20 protein-coding genes and 1 pseudogene are annotated in these 16,313 nt (G+C 34.7%); 12 read left to right on the forward strand and 9 right to left on the reverse strand.

Going from position 1 to position 16,313, the window contains the following annotated elements; all coding sequences use genetic code 11:
• Window positions 1-207 (reverse strand): hypothetical protein (locus AC3WOM_RS15510; protein WP_492447487.1); only part of this gene is annotated, 207 nt, incomplete at its 3' end.
• Between the two features lie 42 nt (window positions 208-249).
• Between AC3WOM_RS15510 and AC3WOM_RS15515 the strand changes: the two genes are divergently transcribed.
• The 5 genes from AC3WOM_RS15515 to AC3WOM_RS15535 all read left to right on the forward strand — a co-directional run bounded on the left by AC3WOM_RS15515 (window position 250) and on the right by AC3WOM_RS15535 (window position 4,589).
• On the forward strand, window positions 250-1,128 hold the full coding sequence (locus AC3WOM_RS15515; RefSeq protein WP_492447488.1) for an ABC transporter ATP-binding protein: 879 nt from the start codon (window positions 250-252) through the stop codon (window positions 1,126-1,128).
• A gap of 21 nt (window positions 1,129-1,149) precedes the next feature.
• Window positions 1,150-1,863, forward strand: coding sequence for an ABC transporter permease (locus tag AC3WOM_RS15520; RefSeq protein WP_492447489.1), 714 nt, complete (start codon window positions 1,150-1,152; stop codon window positions 1,861-1,863).
• 6 nt (window positions 1,864-1,869) lie between these two features.
• Window positions 1,870-2,580, forward strand: a complete 711-nt coding sequence (locus AC3WOM_RS15525) for a response regulator transcription factor (RefSeq protein ID WP_492447490.1) — start codon at window positions 1,870-1,872, stop codon at window positions 2,578-2,580.
• A gap of 9 nt (window positions 2,581-2,589) precedes the next feature.
• Window positions 2,590-4,029: a sensor histidine kinase gene (locus tag AC3WOM_RS15530; RefSeq protein ID WP_492447492.1), complete on the forward strand. Its 1,440-nt coding sequence runs from the start codon at window positions 2,590-2,592 to the stop codon at window positions 4,027-4,029.
• Between the two features lie 74 nt (window positions 4,030-4,103).
• A complete protein-coding gene (locus AC3WOM_RS15535; protein WP_492447493.1) occupies window positions 4,104-4,589 on the forward strand; it encodes a DinB family protein in 486 nt (161 codons plus the stop codon).
• Window positions 4,590-4,729: 140 nt separating this feature from the next.
• On the opposite strand, the pseudogene AC3WOM_RS15540 reads toward AC3WOM_RS15535, so the two are convergent.
• Window positions 4,730-5,493: pseudogene (locus AC3WOM_RS15540) on the reverse strand (DUF4184 family protein).
• 191 nt (window positions 5,494-5,684) lie between these two features.
• On the opposite strand from AC3WOM_RS15540, the gene AC3WOM_RS15545 reads away from it, so the two are divergent.
• Together AC3WOM_RS15545 and AC3WOM_RS15550 are read left to right on the forward strand one after the other, a co-directional pair.
• Window positions 5,685-6,443, forward strand: coding sequence for an ABC transporter ATP-binding protein (locus AC3WOM_RS15545; protein WP_427544037.1), 759 nt, complete (start codon window positions 5,685-5,687; stop codon window positions 6,441-6,443).
• Window positions 6,444-6,446: 3 nt separating this feature from the next.
• On the forward strand, window positions 6,447-8,834 hold the full coding sequence (locus AC3WOM_RS15550) for an FtsX-like permease family protein (protein WP_492447494.1): 2,388 nt from the start codon (window positions 6,447-6,449) through the stop codon (window positions 8,832-8,834).
• A gap of 56 nt (window positions 8,835-8,890) precedes the next feature.
• Here the strand turns inward: AC3WOM_RS15550 and AC3WOM_RS15555 are convergent, their stop codons facing one another.
• The 3 genes from AC3WOM_RS15555 to AC3WOM_RS15565 form a co-directional block, all read right to left on the reverse strand.
• Window positions 8,891-9,991, reverse strand: a complete 1,101-nt coding sequence (locus AC3WOM_RS15555) for a DUF4179 domain-containing protein (RefSeq protein ID WP_492447495.1) — start codon at window positions 9,989-9,991, stop codon at window positions 8,891-8,893.
• Window positions 9,988-10,554: a sigma-70 family RNA polymerase sigma factor gene (locus tag AC3WOM_RS15560; protein WP_492447496.1), complete on the reverse strand. Its 567-nt coding sequence runs from the start codon at window positions 10,552-10,554 to the stop codon at window positions 9,988-9,990. The genes AC3WOM_RS15555 and AC3WOM_RS15560 overlap by 4 nt, the downstream gene beginning before the upstream one ends.
• Window positions 10,555-10,668: 114 nt before the next feature.
• A complete protein-coding gene (locus AC3WOM_RS15565; protein WP_492447497.1) occupies window positions 10,669-11,121 on the reverse strand; it encodes a 2-thiouracil desulfurase family protein in 453 nt (150 codons plus the stop codon).
• Window positions 11,122-11,314: 193 nt separating this feature from the next.
• On the opposite strand from AC3WOM_RS15565, the gene AC3WOM_RS15570 reads away from it, so the two are divergent.
• Complete coding sequence (locus AC3WOM_RS15570; RefSeq protein WP_427544052.1) at window positions 11,315-11,800, forward strand: NUDIX hydrolase; 486 nt, start codon at window positions 11,315-11,317, stop codon at window positions 11,798-11,800.
• A gap of 51 nt (window positions 11,801-11,851) precedes the next feature.
• On the opposite strand, the gene AC3WOM_RS15575 is transcribed toward AC3WOM_RS15570, so the two are convergent.
• A complete protein-coding gene (locus AC3WOM_RS15575; protein WP_492447498.1) occupies window positions 11,852-12,373 on the reverse strand; it encodes a DUF6886 family protein in 522 nt (173 codons plus the stop codon).
• 160 nt (window positions 12,374-12,533) lie between these two features.
• The gene (locus tag AC3WOM_RS15580) at window positions 12,534-13,736 is read right to left on the reverse strand and encodes a YbfB/YjiJ family MFS transporter (protein ID WP_427544058.1); all 1,203 of its coding nucleotides are present in this window, start codon (window positions 13,734-13,736) and stop codon (window positions 12,534-12,536) included.
• A gap of 114 nt (window positions 13,737-13,850) precedes the next feature.
• Here AC3WOM_RS15580 and AC3WOM_RS15585 point away from each other — a divergent pair, with 114 nt between their 5' ends.
• Window positions 13,851-14,747, forward strand: coding sequence for a LysR family transcriptional regulator (locus AC3WOM_RS15585; protein ID WP_492447499.1), 897 nt, complete (start codon window positions 13,851-13,853; stop codon window positions 14,745-14,747).
• A gap of 10 nt (window positions 14,748-14,757) precedes the next feature.
• Here the strand turns inward: AC3WOM_RS15585 and AC3WOM_RS15590 are convergent, their stop codons facing one another.
• Window positions 14,758-15,021: a hypothetical protein gene (locus tag AC3WOM_RS15590; RefSeq protein ID WP_492447500.1), complete on the reverse strand. Its 264-nt coding sequence runs from the start codon at window positions 15,019-15,021 to the stop codon at window positions 14,758-14,760.
• 35 nt (window positions 15,022-15,056) lie between these two features.
• Window positions 15,057-15,224: a hypothetical protein gene (locus AC3WOM_RS15595; protein ID WP_492447501.1), complete on the reverse strand. Its 168-nt coding sequence runs from the start codon at window positions 15,222-15,224 to the stop codon at window positions 15,057-15,059.
• A gap of 61 nt (window positions 15,225-15,285) precedes the next feature.
• Here AC3WOM_RS15595 and AC3WOM_RS15600 point away from each other — a divergent pair, with 61 nt between their 5' ends.
• The 3 genes from AC3WOM_RS15600 (at window position 15,286) to AC3WOM_RS15610 (ending at window position 16,140) form a co-directional block, all read left to right on the forward strand.
• Window positions 15,286-15,432, forward strand: a complete 147-nt coding sequence (locus AC3WOM_RS15600; RefSeq protein ID WP_492447503.1) for a hypothetical protein — start codon at window positions 15,286-15,288, stop codon at window positions 15,430-15,432.
• A 183-nt stretch (window positions 15,433-15,615) separates the two neighbouring features.
• A complete protein-coding gene (locus AC3WOM_RS15605; RefSeq protein WP_492447504.1) occupies window positions 15,616-15,756 on the forward strand; it encodes a hypothetical protein in 141 nt (46 codons plus the stop codon).
• Window positions 15,757-15,843: 87 nt separating this feature from the next.
• Window positions 15,844-16,140 (forward strand): hypothetical protein, encoded by a 297-nt coding sequence (locus AC3WOM_RS15610; protein ID WP_492447505.1) that lies wholly within the window; start codon window positions 15,844-15,846, stop codon window positions 16,138-16,140.
• The last annotated feature ends 173 nt before the right edge of the window (window positions 16,141-16,313 follow it).

Consider the following 16,313-nt stretch of genomic DNA (forward strand, 5'->3'; position numbering starts at 1 on the left):
TGGAACGGAAATCACCTTCATTTTGACTAAATATTCACAAAAAGTCCCTTGACTATTTAATTTTTCAACACTATGAAGAGTTCTGCCATTTCCTAGGCAGAACTCTTTTGAACGTAATGACCAAAAATAGAAAATTACCCCATCATTTTCATAGTAAAAGAGCAGATATTCATCTATACTAGTTTTACAATTAGTGCCATCGTACATATGTATTTTACCAAAATATCAATAAAATAAAGGGGTATAAAAATGAAGATGATGATGGAAATACAGAACATCTCTAAACAATACAAAGGCAAAAAGATTTTAGAGAATGCTTACTTATCAATTTATGCCCACCAAATAATAGCTCTTGTTGGAAAGAACGGTTCTGGAAAGAGCACTCTTTTAAAAATCATTGCTGGATTAATAGATGCCGACAGTGGTGCAGTTATTAAACACCAACAGTCTTTAAAAATTGGGTATGTACCAGAGGTGACACCTTCACATATTTTATTTACGCCAGAAGAATATCTTTTTCATATGGGCAGTATTCGAGGAATGGCAACAAAACAATTACAGCAAAAAATTGATGATTTACTAGAAATGTTTCATTTACAGGAATCAAGGAATATTCGTATCATTAATTTTTCAAAAGGCATGAAGCAAAAGGTAATGATTATGCAGGCAATGCTTGAAAATACGGATCTACTAATATTGGATGAGCCATTATCAGGTCTTGATCCAAAGGCACAGAGTGATCTAGAAGAAACCCTCTCTATTTTAAAAGACAAGGGTTTGAGCATCGTCCTAACCTGTCATGAAACGAAATTGCTTCAGCATCTTGTTGACACCGTTTTTGTAATTCAGAATAATAAAATCATCCAAACAGATTCATTCAATTCCAATCAGACACAGCATAATAGATTAATTTTTGAGATTGGCGATCTGGCACTATTGGAAAACCTATATCCTTTTCTTGATATTCTAGAGCAAAATCAGTTAAATTCTGACCATTTTGAAATTGTTACTGTGATTAAATTAGAGGATACCAATCGTATTTTAGAAGACCTTCTACGCAAAAATGTCTCCATCAAACAATTAATGCCAGTCAACTATCAGGAGGAACATTTCTATAATCAATTTTAACGAGGAGGAATAGACACTAGAATGCTTAGTTTATTACGCTATCAATTTATCAATTATTTAAGGACTTATCAATATGTTCCACCTTTTTCAATCTTTGTGCTATGTCTTGTCGTCAATTATACCTTTGTTCCAAATCCTATATTAGATAGCTATTCATTCACAGCCATTATGCTCTTTTTTCTAATGGGATGGTTTACGGTCACACTGTTTCACGCGGAGGATGAGGAGCAAAAAGTAATAACAACGCTACATGCTAAAGGTCGAACACAATACAATCTAGCAATTTTCATTATTTGTGGACTGATTGCGTTAGGCTTAAGCATTATATCAGTACTTTACCCTACTGTTATTGGTGCCTTTGGAGAAACGCCAAGATTTTTACATCTATTACTAGGCTTCCTTGCTCACTTTAGTTTAGCTATACTAGCTATTGCACTTTCAGCTATCTGTACAAGAGAGCTTGTTAAAAATAGGCACAATACTTGGTGGGGTGTGCTAGGCATCTTACTAATCTCTGTTGTAGCAGCTGCTTTACACGAGACAATATCACAAGTGAAAGGCCTTACTTTGCTGCTTCCTCCAGTCCGTCTTTCGTTAGATATGATGAATTCAGAAGATTCCATAACAACAATACCAAGCATTTTTTATTGGCAATTTGCTTGGATATTTATTTATGCGAGCCTAGTCATTATGGTATTCTTCCTCCTAGCTAATCGAAAACTACTAAGGAGATAGGTTTCTATGTTAAAAAAAGCAAAAGTACTAATTATAGAAGATGAGGGTGATATTGCTACTATCATTAGAGACTATTTAAGCGTCAACCATTTTGAGCCTTATATCGCTCCAACTGGACATGAGGCTATTCAGGCTATAAAAAATAGCCGTCCTGATTTTGTTATTCTTGACCTATCTCTCCCTGATTGTGATGGCATCGAATTATGTCGTCAAATTCGAGAAGATAGCAATGTTGCGATATTAATTTTAAGTGCTCGCAGCAGTGATACTGATAAGGTTCTTGGTCTAGGATTCGGTGCAGATGATTATATGACGAAGCCATTTTCCTTAAGTGAGCTTGTTGCAAGAATAAATGCCCATTTACGGAAACAGTATAGATGGCTGCAGGACAATACAGAAAAGATGGACCTGATTCAAATCGATCATATGATTATCAATAAAAATGAGTATACCTTTTCCCTTGATCAAAAGCATATTCCTCTATCAGCAAAAGAATTTGAAATGTTGTTTTTTCTAATGAAAAATAGTAATCAGGTGTTCTCCAAAACGCAGCTACTTGATGCGGTTTGGGGCTATGACACCTATGGAGATGAAAACACGATAACTGTTTATATTAGACGTCTCCGTGAAAAAATTGAAGTCAATCCATCTTGCCCTGTCTACCTTCAAACTGTTTGGGGTGTTGGTTATAAATTTAGTACTCAAAATCATTCGTAGGAGAGCACAATGTATTTAAAAATTTGGATGAAGAAATGGCTATGGTCTATACTAATTTGTGTTTCTCTATTATTTATTTGTTTCCTTCTTTTACTGCTTACTACTGTTAAACAAAATGAGGAACCATCAAATGAGTACGTTATCAATCAAATTCGCTTACAGGTAAATAACGTTTTATTGTACATAGAAGACCATTTTACAAGTCTCGAACAAAATTTAAATTTACGCAATTCCCTTCAGGAAATGAGCAATAGTGAAGATATAGATATCACAGTTGTTCAATTAGATGGGAAAATTATTTTTAATTCAATAGAAGATGACCCTTCACAGTTTATCAGCTTAAAAAACGATTTACATTATGATTTATTTACTTCTCAACAACAACCTGAGATCATAAAAATTGCCTTTCCTATAATTAGTAAGACGAATGAACAACTAGGTAACGCTATTTTCACCATCGATAAAGATGTACTCTTTCCCATGGAACAGCCTAATACTAGCATTTTTTCAATTTTATTCATAAGTGGTCTATTATGTTTTTTAATCATTTGCCTTGCCATTTACATTACAAGGAAGGCTAATAAGGAAATCTTACTTCCTTTAAATGATTTGAAAAAAAGTACCGAAGAAATTGTCAAAGGGAATTATGAACAGAAAACGGAGTATCCGAGAGTAGATGAAATTGGTGAATTATATGCAGTATTTGATCAAATGCGATTAGAAATAAAAAATCTTACGCTACAACGAGATGAACAGGAGCAAAACCAGAAAAAGCTCATTTCAAGTATTTCGCATGAGGTAAGAACACCTCTAACAACAATAAAAGCTTACTTAGATGCTATTTCTGAGGGAATTTGTCCTGACATGGATTCGCTTCTGTCATATATTCAAATCATGCAAACAAATACTGAAAAAATGTCCAGGCTAATTGATGATTTATTTATTCACACGTTGAAGGAGCTTGGGCATATCCCAGTTAACTTAACAGAGCAATATAGCAAAGATGTTTTTACGAATATTTTGCATCCCATTCATCATTACGTCCAAACGACCGGCATTGAATTTATCGAGCCAGAGTATATTCCTAATGTCCTTATTCGAGCAGATGAGCATAGACTAGAGCAGGTACTTTCAAACCTTATTACGAACGCACTAAAGCATACCTCTAAAGGCGATTCCATAACCGTTTCCATCAATATTGAAAACCAATTACTATACATTAATGTCATAGATAATGGTAATGGAATGCTACCTGAGGATATGCCTTTTATTTTTGAACGATACTTCAGAGGTATTCAGGCTCCTGGAGAGACTGCTGTGAAAAATGAAGGAGCTGGACTCGGGTTGTCTATTTGTAAGCATATTATGGAAGCGCATAATGGTTCTATTTCATTTAAAAGTAAACAAAATATTGGAACAACATTTACATTAACTCTTCCTACTATTTAAATTTTCAAGAGGAAAATTCCAAAAAATTAAGAATATAAGTAATGAAGGTCAGAAAAAAATTGGAGAGTGAAGACATGATTCATGATATAGAGGAATATGTAAAATATTTAGATGGTATTCATAAACGAACGATGCAATATATGAAGGCAATACCTGATGAACTTTTAGATTGGAAGCCCTCTGAAGATAAATTTTCTATAGGTGAATTATTGCGGCATATCGCATCAGCTCGTTTGATGTTTCTAGGTATATTTGAACATGGCTCGTGGACGTACACGGGACATGATACTAGTAATGGGGCTTCCATAGAGGATATATCTAATTATTTAGAGTCATGTCAAACTAAATTAACAGAGGGGCTATTGAAAATAGGTAACGATGTGTTGTCAAAAAAGGTTTTAACCCTTCATGGTCATGAAGTAAGTGCATGGAGAATACTTATGTCGATTCCCGAACATGAAATTCATCATCGTGGACAAATCTCTGCATATTTACAAATGAACAAGATTGAACCGCCTCAAATTTTCGGATTAAAAATCGAGCAAGTGAAAACATTATAATTTTAGGAAAGAGCTTTGGACCCTTCTTATATCCAAAGCTTATTTTTGTCTTTATACTAAAGGTTTAATCTGAGAGGGTTTTCTTCATTCCTATTGATCGGGCTTCTACGACTGGTTACACGGGATAAAAATACACCTTTTCAAGAGAGCACTTTTTTATTACGATAATCTGATTTTTTTTGATGGTATGTTATAACTAAACAAATGGTTAGTAAACTTCCAAAAAATGAATCTATGAAACGCACAACTATTTTTCCATAGCTACTAATTGGTACCCAATCAATCATGCACCAAATACTTACATATAGTAGTGTTAAAATAACTAATAAAGCCCAAAAATAGAGTTTCTTTTTAGCGCTAATTTTCGAAGTATCTTTATTCTTATTTAGTGATGCTCTGTAAAACATATAGCCGATAATTAGCGAAATTCCAAAAAGTGTACTGCCGTGTTGTAAAAATTTATAAATGGGTATTTGATAGCCATACACATTGAAAGTGTGGCTAAGAGTTGGGAAACTCATTACCATAAATCCATGCATATGTGTAAAAGAATCCCATACTACATGAGTTAACATTCCAATTATCGCTGAGTAACAAAAAACGACTGTCTTCCATGTTTTACTTCCCTCCACTTTGTAGCTAGATGTATCCTGTAGAAAGGTAGGTAAATGATTACATTCAAACGTATAATTTGATGATAAATAAAGTAAATCATTAAAACTAAAGGGAGATTTAATAGAAAAAAACCTGTGAAAGTATGCCCTATTTCCCCTATTGGTTGACCTCGTAAAAAATATTCAAAGTCAGGAGCCATACTTCCCAAAACCATTGCGGAAAAATTAATATATCTGCTTTTTCTACAGAATGGTATTACTGCCGCTGGATGGGCAAATGTTAATGGCATAATAATCCCCTCCTCTTTCACAGCATCTATATTACAACGTTTTTCATTTCTAAAAGTTCTTATAATGAAAGAGCTACATGAATTTATCAACAGATTTTTCTGTTGTAATAATTTATTAATAATTTAATAAGGCCCTTATAATAAATCCCCCTTACACTAAAAGAAATAAAATCGATGGAGGCGGTATTTTCGTGGGAAAAGAGGTACTTATTCGTGCTCAAAATCTATGCAAGACATATTCCACAGGGAGTGAGCAATTTCATGCAATAAAAAATATTAATATCGAAATATATAAAGGAGATTTTACAGTCATTATGGGAAACTCTGGTTCGGGTAAATCAACACTGCTTTATCTTTTAAGTGGTCTAGATTCCATTACGACTGGTGAAGTCTATTTTCATGGAGAAAGGCTGGATACATTTACCGAACAGCAGTTAGCTACATTTCGTTCTAAAAAAATTGGATATGTCTATCAAAGTAGTAATCTCGTCCCGGATATGACATTGCTAGAAAACATCACCCTGCCAGGATATATTGCAAAATATCCTAAAAAAGATGTGTTAAAAAAAGCGGAGATGCTATTAAATAAAATGGGACTAGAAGAGCAACGAAATCGTTTACCTTCGCAAACCTCTGGTGGACAGCAACAAAGAGCTGCTATTGCTAGAGCATTAGTCAATGACCCAGAGATTCTATTTGCAGATGAACCAACGGGTAGTTTAAATTACGATCAAGGAGTAGCTGTCTTAGATATTTTAACGAATTTAAATAACAAGGGTCAGTCTGTCGTGATGATTACACATGATATAAAAGCAGCCTGTCGTGCTAATCGGCTTATTATCATTCAGGATGGAAAAATTGGAGGTATTTTAGACTTCGATCAATACGATGATGCTAGCATACAAGAGCGTGAAAATATTATCTTCTCATATGTTGCAGGAAAGGAGTAAAAAATGCGCGCAATACTTACACTTTGCTTTGCACATATTAAGAAAAGGAAAATCCAAAATGTCCTATTAGCAATCCTAATTATGCTATCTACCCTTTTATTAGCCACCTCTGTAATAATTATTATGAATACAAGCAATATTTTTGAAAAAACACATCGTGATTCAAATGGGGCACATCAAATTTTAACGATGGGTAAGGATATTCATAATCCAAACACTGTCAACAATTGGTGGCAAGAACAACAAGGGGTTTCTGCCTCGAATCTCATTCCTTATAGAAATTTATCTGGCTTTACAGCGAATGGTGTAGAAACGCCAAATCTCTACTTATTTATGATGAATACACCCAAAACGCCCTTTGCTATTGATCAATTACTATTTTCAGAGGGTGAAAATCAGGACTATCCTACTGAGGGAACAATTTGGATTCCCACATCGATGGCTACTACTTCGAATATTTCACTTGGAGATGCTATTGAATTTAACACTGGCGAAAAAGCTTTTACATTAAATGTTTCGGGTATTGTTGTAGATTTGCCATACGGTGGACCCTTTACAACGAATGCTCGTATTTGGATGAACGACTCTGACTATCATAAACAATTTGATTCGATGATAGGGTCTGAACAATATATGATGGCCCTTCGCTTTGATGATTATCAGCAAAGTGCAAACTATTGGATAGAATTCGAAAAATTTTTAAACGGCCCCTACCTTGAATCAAAAATGGAATACGTGGATCTCTATTCGTTTAATTTTATTATTAATAAAATTATCGGCTTTATCATGATCGCTTTTGGTGTAGCAATGTTATTCATTTCATTGTTTATTATTGGTTTTAGTATTTCAGATGCCATTTTAACGAACTATAAAACGATTGGTGTTATCAAATCTCTTGGACTCACTTCTCGGAAAATTAGTGCGACCTATGTTTTACAATTTGGTTTATTATCCATGGTTTCAATTATTCCGGGTCTTATTGCCAGTACAGTCCTTTCCAGAGTGATCATAGAAAGCTCTTTATCTTATTTAAAGGCCGGAAAGCATTTAACGATTATTCAAGATTTTAGAATCACTATGCTACTTGCTGTCATAATCCTTGTCATTGTTATCCTAACTGCGTTCATTTACTCAAACAAAGCACGTCACGTTGAACCAGTACAAGCAATTAAGTACGGCATGTCAGAATCTGCAAACAGTAAATTGAATCGGCGTTTAAACAACTCTAATCGTCTTTCTAATTTAGTTCATTTGCCGATTCAACTTCAAATTAGCATTAAAAACATTACTAAAAATATGAAAAGTTCGATTTTAATTATTGTTCTTACAGCCATTACTTCTGCAATTTTAGTGTTTAGTGCAGTCATTCATAATAGCTTTATTTCCAACATCAAACAAAACACACCAGCATTGGGCTACGATTCATCACATGTTGTTGTAACGGTTTTTAATGAGGCAACATTTTCAAAACAACAGTTTGAACAATTTTTACGCTCAGATGAACGCATAAAAAATCACGCTTGGTTCGATCAATTTACAGGGGTTCTCCCTAATGAATTAAATCAATCGATAAATATTAATGTCAATACTATTGAAGGTAGTTTTGATGCTGCTGGATATGAGACAATTTTTGGCCGTAATCCTATAAATAAAAATGAAATAGCCATTGGCATTAATGTCGCGAAGGCTTTACACAAAAATGTAGGAGATATTGTAGAAGTCTATATTGAGGGCAAGCAGCATCATTTAATTGTTACTGGTATTTATCAATCAATCGCAAATATGTCTAATTCAGCGAGAATTACCGCTGATGTGATCAAAGTTTATAATGCTACCTATTCTGCTTCAGAAATCAGTATGATCAATTTGGTAGATGAGACATTATCGGATCAAATTGTTGATGATTTAAACAATAACTTTAAAAGCTCTGCCAAAGCTGTCACACAACAAACATTATTAGATGATGTCTTTAAAGTAGTGGTCGCTGTTTTAATAATCCCATTATCTGTTATCGGAATTTTATTTATCACTGTAACATTCATCATTATTTTTAGTGTTTCTAGAATAAACGTAAGAAAAGAAAGCGGAACTTACGGAATTTTTAAATCTATAGGTATGACCTCAAATACTATTAGATGGTCGATTACATCAGGAATTCTGTTTCTTTCAGCACTAGGGACTATATTCGGGATATTTATCGGTGTTAAAGTAATACCCGTAGCTTTACAAAGTATTATTGTAGAATATGGCTTACTGGAGTTACCCCTTGTGATAAATTGGCCAATAACCATCGGAATATCTCTCTTAAGTGTTGTGGCAGCCTGTCTTGGTTGTTGGATATCTACGAAAATCATCGCCAAAACCTCACCGCGAATTTTGCTTGTTGACTAAATAACTGCCCTTACTCTATAAAGGAGCGAGGGCAGTTTCATCTTTTCATATCTTACCTATTCTTTCAATTCAATAACGATCGGTTCAAGATTTATTTCTTTATAGTCCTCTATTTCTACAGGGCTATTCCTCACAACAGTTTCGCCAAAGGCATTCTTTTCCTCTATTTGTTCATCTTCATTTACAGATGATTTTATGAGCCGGATATGTGGCATAATCTTCAGTGTAGTTGCTCTTTCGTCAACTTTTCCAAACGTCTTACCTATACTAAGATCATGTGGATAACCTCGCCCCCCATGACTTAAACCATCGTAGCTATTCCCCTTATCATCTGTCATTGTAAAGTCTAGTTCAATATTATTCCAATAATCTAAAATATGCTGATCTAATTGTTGCCTTACATATACAATGGTGGACATCGGTGTATGGGTGATTTTTTTTACTGATACTTTGATACCATCAAGAGTCGAGGATTTATTGACTATTTGCGTGTGCTTTGTGGTTGCCTCTACAGAAAAAGCAAAACGCCAGTGACCATTAATCATTGTATTCTCTTCCGTTAAAATCTTATCAATATCCCATACTAAGTATGCTGTATCCCCTACATTTGTTCCGAAATTTCCAACTGTTAACATACCAACATAATTGTAATCGTCTACTCTTTTTATTTCCGATCCCCAGGCCATGCCATCTGCATCCTTTACTGAAGAAGAAGTATCATGGATTCTTGGATGGTCACCTAATTTCTTTTTACTTTTGAGAGAATAGGTTACAAAAATTGTTTCACCATCGTAAAGGGCGTCATTAATCGATATCTCCACACCCTTACTTACGTCGGATAATTCTATAGCTGTTGAAAATTCTTTATAATTTTCATACAGTGAAGATCTTTCTTCATCTATAAATTGAAAGATGTTTCTTACAATAGGAATGCTTCCTGCATTGGCTGGAAAGGTATAGCCTAATATCGCCCCTGATAATCCTATAAAAAGCATTGCTACTGCTATTTGCGACCATCTCACTCTTTTTTTCTTTTTCTTTAGGCTTTGCTTTAATCGCTTTTTTACCTGAGCTTTTTCAAATTCACTAACATCCAGTTCAGTAAATTCCTTATTATCTAATTGCACGTCGTTGAAAAATTTATATATTCCCTTCATGACGGATTACCTCCAAGCTTTAATTCAATTGCTTGCTGCTGTAATTTTTTCTTGCCTCGATATATGCGATTATCAACAGCAGCACCTGTTAAACCAACTTGAATTGCAATATCCTTCGTGCTCATACCAAGGAAAAATTTCATCATAAATATTTTTTGATCTATAGCATCAAGTGTGTTGATTAATTTTACTAATTCTTCTTGATTTTCAAGCTGAATGACCACTTCCTCAACTGAAGGGTCGATTAGTAAGTCTGGGTGCTCTGAGGATACTTCTCTATTCTTTACTGCTCGTCGGTAATAATCGAATGCTTTAAACTTAGCAATGACACATAGCCACTTTCGAAAATCATCAGTACCTCCTTTAAATTGCTCAATATTGTCCCAAATACTTATAAAGACATCATTAATACATTCATCAATTATATAATCCTGTTGCAATGGTGAAAGCACCTTATAAATAACACCTTTCACAAGCGATAAGTACTGATCCACGACATATTCAAGGGCATCCTCTTTCTGTCGTTTTAATCGCTTAATGAAATTTTTCTCATTCGATTTCATGGCACCAATTCCTCTCAACTTCTTGTATAGGCCTCTACATCCTATACAACGACCATATCAAGCATTTTCTCTCAAAAAAAAAAGAATTCCTTTATACGCAAGGAATTCACTTTATTATTTTGTAAAAAAATCTTCTTCTGAAATAACCACTATATTATTTCTTCTTAGCAGTGCGGATGTGACGCCTGCACCGATTCTCTTTGTAGCATTGAAATCACCATTATAAATCATTGCACTGCCACAGGATGGGCTATACTCTTTTAAGATTACCTTAGTCGCGCCAAGTTCAAGCGCTTTATGTAATGTTGCATAGGCACCCTTTAGATACAGCTCCGTTACATCACGGCCAGACCTTTCCACTACAATCGCCTTTCCATCAAGAACATCTTCCCCATCACCGCCAACTATTTCAGCGGGCTCACGAGGAGTAGTAAAGCCTCCCATCAATTCAGGGCACACAGTTACAGCCTTATTTTCTAATACTAGCTGTTGTATTCTTTCATTTAAACTATCTGTACCGTTATAGCGTACCTTTAATCCCGCTAAGCAAGAACTGATTAATATCACAACGTTTCCTCATTTCCTCATTCATCAACATGGCATTTTTTAAATATCACGTCAAATTTATATTTTTTGATACAATATTTTTATCCTAAATATGGATTGTAAGTCACATTTATTATAACTTCCTATTGGTACAACTGCTATAGTAGACTTAAGACCACTATGGCACATTTTTTGAATTAAAGGAGGAAAAAGCTTGGTTGAATATACAATTTGTTTTCTTAAGCAAGGAGACAAAATATTATTACTAAATAGAGATAAACCACAATGGATGGGCGCTTGGAATGGTGTCGGTGGAAAAATTGAGCAAGGTGAAACGCCATTAGTCGGTGCATTACGAGAAATTAACGAAGAAACCGGCATTGCTTTGCAAGACATTACATACAAAGGAAAAATAACATGGACAGATGGAATCACTAACTTTGGGTGCATGTATGCATTTATTGCCGAACTACCAGACTCCTACCCATATGTGACACCCATTAAGGTTGCAGAAGGTATTCTTGATTGGAAAGACTTAACTTGGATTTTGCATCCTCAAAATGTAGGAATAGCAGATTTAAAATATTATTTACCGAAGATGCTAGATGAATCAACCAACTATGAATACATATTTACTTATAAAGATAGTAAATTAATTGAAATGATAAGTATCCCATTAGTACATACATTTACTGTCTAAATCTGAGAGGACCTCGTAAACGTGATAGTAGTGTTTACGAGACTTGTCTAATTATTTTCTTGGCTGCGCAAATCGCATTCTGCACATCGACCAATTTAATGTTGTTTTTTGTATATTATCATAAATATCCCACAGGCTATCGACTACCCGTACTTCTACATGACGCTTAAATAATTCCTCAAATAAATTTTTCACTTCAAATTTAGCAATAGGTAGCTGAGTTGTTTCACTCGTATAATAGCCAGCTACCTGATCCTGTAACGTAAATCCATGGATATCAAATTCATATAGATAAAGTGTCGTATTTTTCATTGTTTCAAACCACTTGCTTTCAATCACAATTACATGTGAAGCAGATGCTGAGGTGAAATAAGTTAGTATATCCTGTTCTGTTGTTTCTGCACCTATATGATAGCAAACTCTTGGACAATTTCTAGGCGTTAAAAAGTTAGGGAGGCATTTATCATTTATAGCCCAAATGAGTCCTTTAGTTGCATCTAAATCTGCTCGTTCAGGTAATCGAGGATGAAAGACAAGAATATCACTTTCCTCACTGACATGAAATATTCTCATGTACTTCCCACCTTATTTTCTTAGTTTAAAAACAATAAAATCTGTACTATGTAAGTCTTCGTTGAACTTATATTTAATATTTTATATCATGTAGATAGAGGCACGCCTTCTATAAGTAAAATATTCAAGCCTGAAATTCACTTGGAATTTCAGGCTTTTTTTAGGAATTCGATTGTGTTTTAATGGTCAATATATTTTCTAATGCAGCCTGCTGCTTCATTGTTAACAATCGCCCACACAACATAACGAGCAGGGCAAGAAATACTATGCCACCAGCAAATACAAGTGCTGCTTTATAGCTGCTATAAACTTCTACAAGTTGCCCCGCAATAATTGGTCCAATAATTTGTCCAAATGCATAGAATGTTGTTAATAAAGATACAACAGGACCGCTTTGAGTTGGGAAAAGCTGACGTGCATAGGAAGTTGTCAGCGTCACAATCCCTACAAATGTTAAGCCAAATAAAAACGAAGATAATAATACGCTCCAAACAGTTTGTGAAAATACTGGTAGCAGGATACCCAACACTTGTAATATGTAAGCCACAAACAGGATTTTTATTGCAGAAAACTTTTCTAATAACACGGTCCAAACTGGTGCTGAAGGTATGGCTGCTACCCCAACGATAACCCAACTATAGGAAGAATACGCTTGGAGTGAAGGAATATTATGAATAATATCAACTAAAAATGTACCTGTGATGATATAACCTAAGCCCTCTAAGCCATATGACATTATTAACCACGGCATAAAACCCTTTGTCATTTTTGCATCGGAGGATTTTGCAGCCTTCTTGCTATCTTGTACATCTAATCCTCTCCAAAGAATATACGTAATGCCTAAGAACAATGCTGATAAAATCCCTAAACCTATCCATGTACCCTGCCATGCAAATTGTTCCTCAAGAACTGGTACGAATAAACCTGAGATAGCAATTCCTAAGCCAATTCCGCTAAATAAATAGCCTGACCAACGTGATAGTGAGCGCTTTGCTAAGTAATCCATAATAATGCTTGATGTTAAAACAAAAATAAGTCCCCCTGTAATGCCTGCAATCAAACGAAGTACAAGCCACACACTGTATATTCCAATGATTCCCATAAGAACAACAGAAAGGACATTTAAGACAACACTTAATAATAAAAAGTTCTTTCTATTGCGATGTATAAATCCTGCCCATAATGCTCCAATAAAATAGCCAATATAATTACTTGATGCCAAAAAACCTGCAACTTCAAAAGAAAATCCGACATCATGACGCATAAATGGCAAAATTGGTGTAAAGGCAAATCGGCTAATGCCCATTGCCACTACGAGCAACAGTACTCCTCCAAATAAAATTCCGATGTGCTGTCGATTCATCTCGTCCCCTCCCCTAAAACTTTATAGTAATTAAAGGATACAGAGTGAAAATTAATAAATCTAATATATAATTTATATAAAAGGATAAATAATTTTTATATAAGGAGAAATTTCATGAATTTACATGCTCTTAGACTCTTCACAAAAGTAGCCGAGCTCAAAAGTGTTTCTAAAGCAGCACAAGCACTAATGATTAGCCAGCCTGCCGTTACTATACAAATTAGGAATTTAGAAAGAGATTTGGAATTAACTTTGTTGGAATCTAAAGGAAGAGGAATAACGTTAACACAAAATGGAGAATTTTTATTTAAACAGGCACAGCGGCTATTTGATTTAGAAATGGATATTGAAAATAAGTTAGAGCAATTAAAAAATACTGGGAATGAGGAATTGCAAATTGCTTCTACACATGTTCCATCGCATTTTTTATTACCGAAATGGCTAGCTAAATATAAACAAGCTTTCCCGAACTCTTATATCCATATAAAAACTGCTAACTCCCAACAGGTTATTGAAGAATTGCTTCACTATAAAGCGGATTTAGCCTTTATCGTAAAAGAGGATGGCCATCATCCAGATATTAATTATCAATTTCTCATAAATTTGGATTATTGGTTTATCGTGCCTTATGGTCACCCAATGGCAAATCAAACTGTGACATTAGCAGAACTAATGCAGCAGCCATTTGTTTCTAGAGAAGACGGTAGCTCGACAAAGGAATTTTTAAATGCATTATGTAAGGTTCATAAAATTCCGCCACCAAGAGTAGGTCTGCAACTCGATGGCATTAATGAATCGATCCATGCCATAGCAGCAGGCTACGGTACGATGCTAGCTCCGTCCATAGCAGCTTCAAGCTTTATTCAAAGACAGCAAATAGCCAGAGTCTTTATAAAGGATATGGATATTCAAAGACCCATCTATCTTTGTACACGAAAAAACGAACAAAATATCTCTTCGGCCTTTCATACGTTTATGGATATTATTAATGATTCTATTAATCGTATTTGAGATTTTATTCTCAAATACGATTCACTTTTTTTAGATGAAGCTGTTTCTGAAACAAAAATACAATAAATCGAATGATTAATACATAGATAAATGCTTCTATAAAACTAATTGCTAACACAAAGACGTAACGACCAAAATCTTCAAGCTCATTAAAATAATACTTTTGTATTTGCCACTCAAAAAATAATGCTTGATAGCTTATTCCTAAAAAAATTGGTATGAACAATAGCCAATAAAATATCGATAATTTTAAATTATACCCTTTAACCAACATATAAATCCTCCTCTTTGAGCTGTCTCTTCTATTGATTATTCTGCAAGTATTTCCAAAAGCCTTGTTTTGCTTATTTTTCTAAATGCAAACCTTATGCCATTGATTGCTTCATTGCTTGGTTCAACTCCTTTTACTGGGTAGTCAACGAATTCAGGTGTTATTTCCATTACAGGTATAGCAAGTCGCTGAGTATTTATTGCCACTGGTGCTTGGTTTCCCTGATAAACCAAAACAATAAAAAATGAAAGCATTGGTGAAAAAGAAATGCATGTAATTGCTGTTCCTGTAATTTTAACATTAGCATTAATGTTACTACCTGATGATTTCCTTTATTCATTGCCAACTACCATTCAATACTTATTCCGTTCATCAATCGCATCTGCTGCTATAGTAGCCATCTTGATGAATTAATTATTACCGGATGTGAAATAAACTCAAATGCACAATACTCCTATTCCTTAGGAGATTGTGCATTCATGTTGTTGAAATACTATTATGTCAATGACATCAAGGTGACAAAGTTAAAAGTATAGCCCTTTTTCAAAACGAGGTGTTGATCTCCGTTCCGACTGAGTGCTTTCCTGGGGGCGTCCGATGAGCCGCGGGGCAACAGATGTTTTTTGCGCGAAAGCGAAGCGACAGCAGCAGGAGGTTGGTCACGAAGGCGTTGTCACAGGACGTGACGATTTTAGCCTTCGTTCCCCTAATCTGCTCGCTCTAGGGTCTCATCTGTGACGCTGAATCCCCGAGAAGTCACTCAGTCTACACTCCAATCAACCACTGCTTAAAATATTAGATGCGCTTGCTGAAAATGAAGAAAGGTTGATTATTGCAACAGGGAAATATATAGGGGAGGGTTTTGATTATGCTCGACTAGATTCCTTATTTTTAGTTATGCCTTTTTCATGGAAAGGTACATTGCAACAATATGTAGGAAGACTACATCGTCAGCATGATTCAAAGTTAAAAGTAAAGGTCTATGATTACGTAGATTATCAAGAGCAAATGTTCAAAGTAATGTTTGAAAAAAGATTAAAAGGCTATCGTTCGTTAGGGTATAAATTGTTGGAAAATAAATCAATTAATGAAACTTTTTCTAAACAAATGAGGTTATTTTAAAATTCCAATCAATTTTCATCTTAAAAAATCGATTCCTTAACAAAAAGGAATCCGATTTTTAAAAATTAATTAATTGTTACTCACTTCCTGTGAGTAAGTATCGAACCATTTTGCTCCGTGGAGGATTTGTCTGTCTCGCTTTTAACTTTACTCTGCGACGAAAACAAATTCCT

Source organism: Lysinibacillus sp. FW301-JW8 (genome assembly GCF_058788755.1).

What these genes read in the sequence shown, in the direction of transcription:
- AC3WOM_RS15515 (WP_492447488.1), top strand. Translation starts at nt 250, where the DNA reads ATGAAGATGATGATGGAAATACAGAACATCTCTAAACAATACAAAGGC.
- AC3WOM_RS15520 (WP_492447489.1), top strand. Translation starts at nt 1,150, where the DNA reads ATGCTTAGTTTATTACGCTATCAATTTATCAATTATTTAAGGACTTAT.
- AC3WOM_RS15525 (WP_492447490.1), top strand. Translation starts at nt 1,870, where the DNA reads ATGTTAAAAAAAGCAAAAGTACTAATTATAGAAGATGAGGGTGATATT.
- AC3WOM_RS15530 (WP_492447492.1), top strand. Translation starts at nt 2,590, where the DNA reads ATGTATTTAAAAATTTGGATGAAGAAATGGCTATGGTCTATACTAATT.
- AC3WOM_RS15535 (WP_492447493.1), top strand. Translation starts at nt 4,104, where the DNA reads ATGATTCATGATATAGAGGAATATGTAAAATATTTAGATGGTATTCAT.
- AC3WOM_RS15550 (WP_492447494.1), top strand. Translation starts at nt 6,447, where the DNA reads ATGCGCGCAATACTTACACTTTGCTTTGCACATATTAAGAAAAGGAAA.
- AC3WOM_RS15555 (WP_492447495.1), bottom strand. Translation starts at nt 9,991, where the DNA reads ATGAAGGGAATATATAAATTTTTCAACGACGTGCAATTAGATAATAAG.
- AC3WOM_RS15560 (WP_492447496.1), bottom strand. Translation starts at nt 10,554, where the DNA reads ATGAAATCGAATGAGAAAAATTTCATTAAGCGATTAAAACGACAGAAA.
- AC3WOM_RS15575 (WP_492447498.1), bottom strand. Translation starts at nt 12,373, where the DNA reads ATGAGAATATTTCATGTCAGTGAGGAAAGTGATATTCTTGTCTTTCAT.
- AC3WOM_RS15580 (WP_427544058.1), bottom strand. Translation starts at nt 13,736, where the DNA reads ATGAATCGACAGCACATCGGAATTTTATTTGGAGGAGTACTGTTGCTC.
- AC3WOM_RS15585 (WP_492447499.1), top strand. Translation starts at nt 13,851, where the DNA reads ATGAATTTACATGCTCTTAGACTCTTCACAAAAGTAGCCGAGCTCAAA.
- AC3WOM_RS15590 (WP_492447500.1), bottom strand. Translation starts at nt 15,021, where the DNA reads ATGTTGGTTAAAGGGTATAATTTAAAATTATCGATATTTTATTGGCTA.
- AC3WOM_RS15600 (WP_492447503.1), top strand. Translation starts at nt 15,286, where the DNA reads ATGCATGTAATTGCTGTTCCTGTAATTTTAACATTAGCATTAATGTTA.
- AC3WOM_RS15605 (WP_492447504.1), top strand. Translation starts at nt 15,616, where the DNA reads ATGAGCCGCGGGGCAACAGATGTTTTTTGCGCGAAAGCGAAGCGACAG.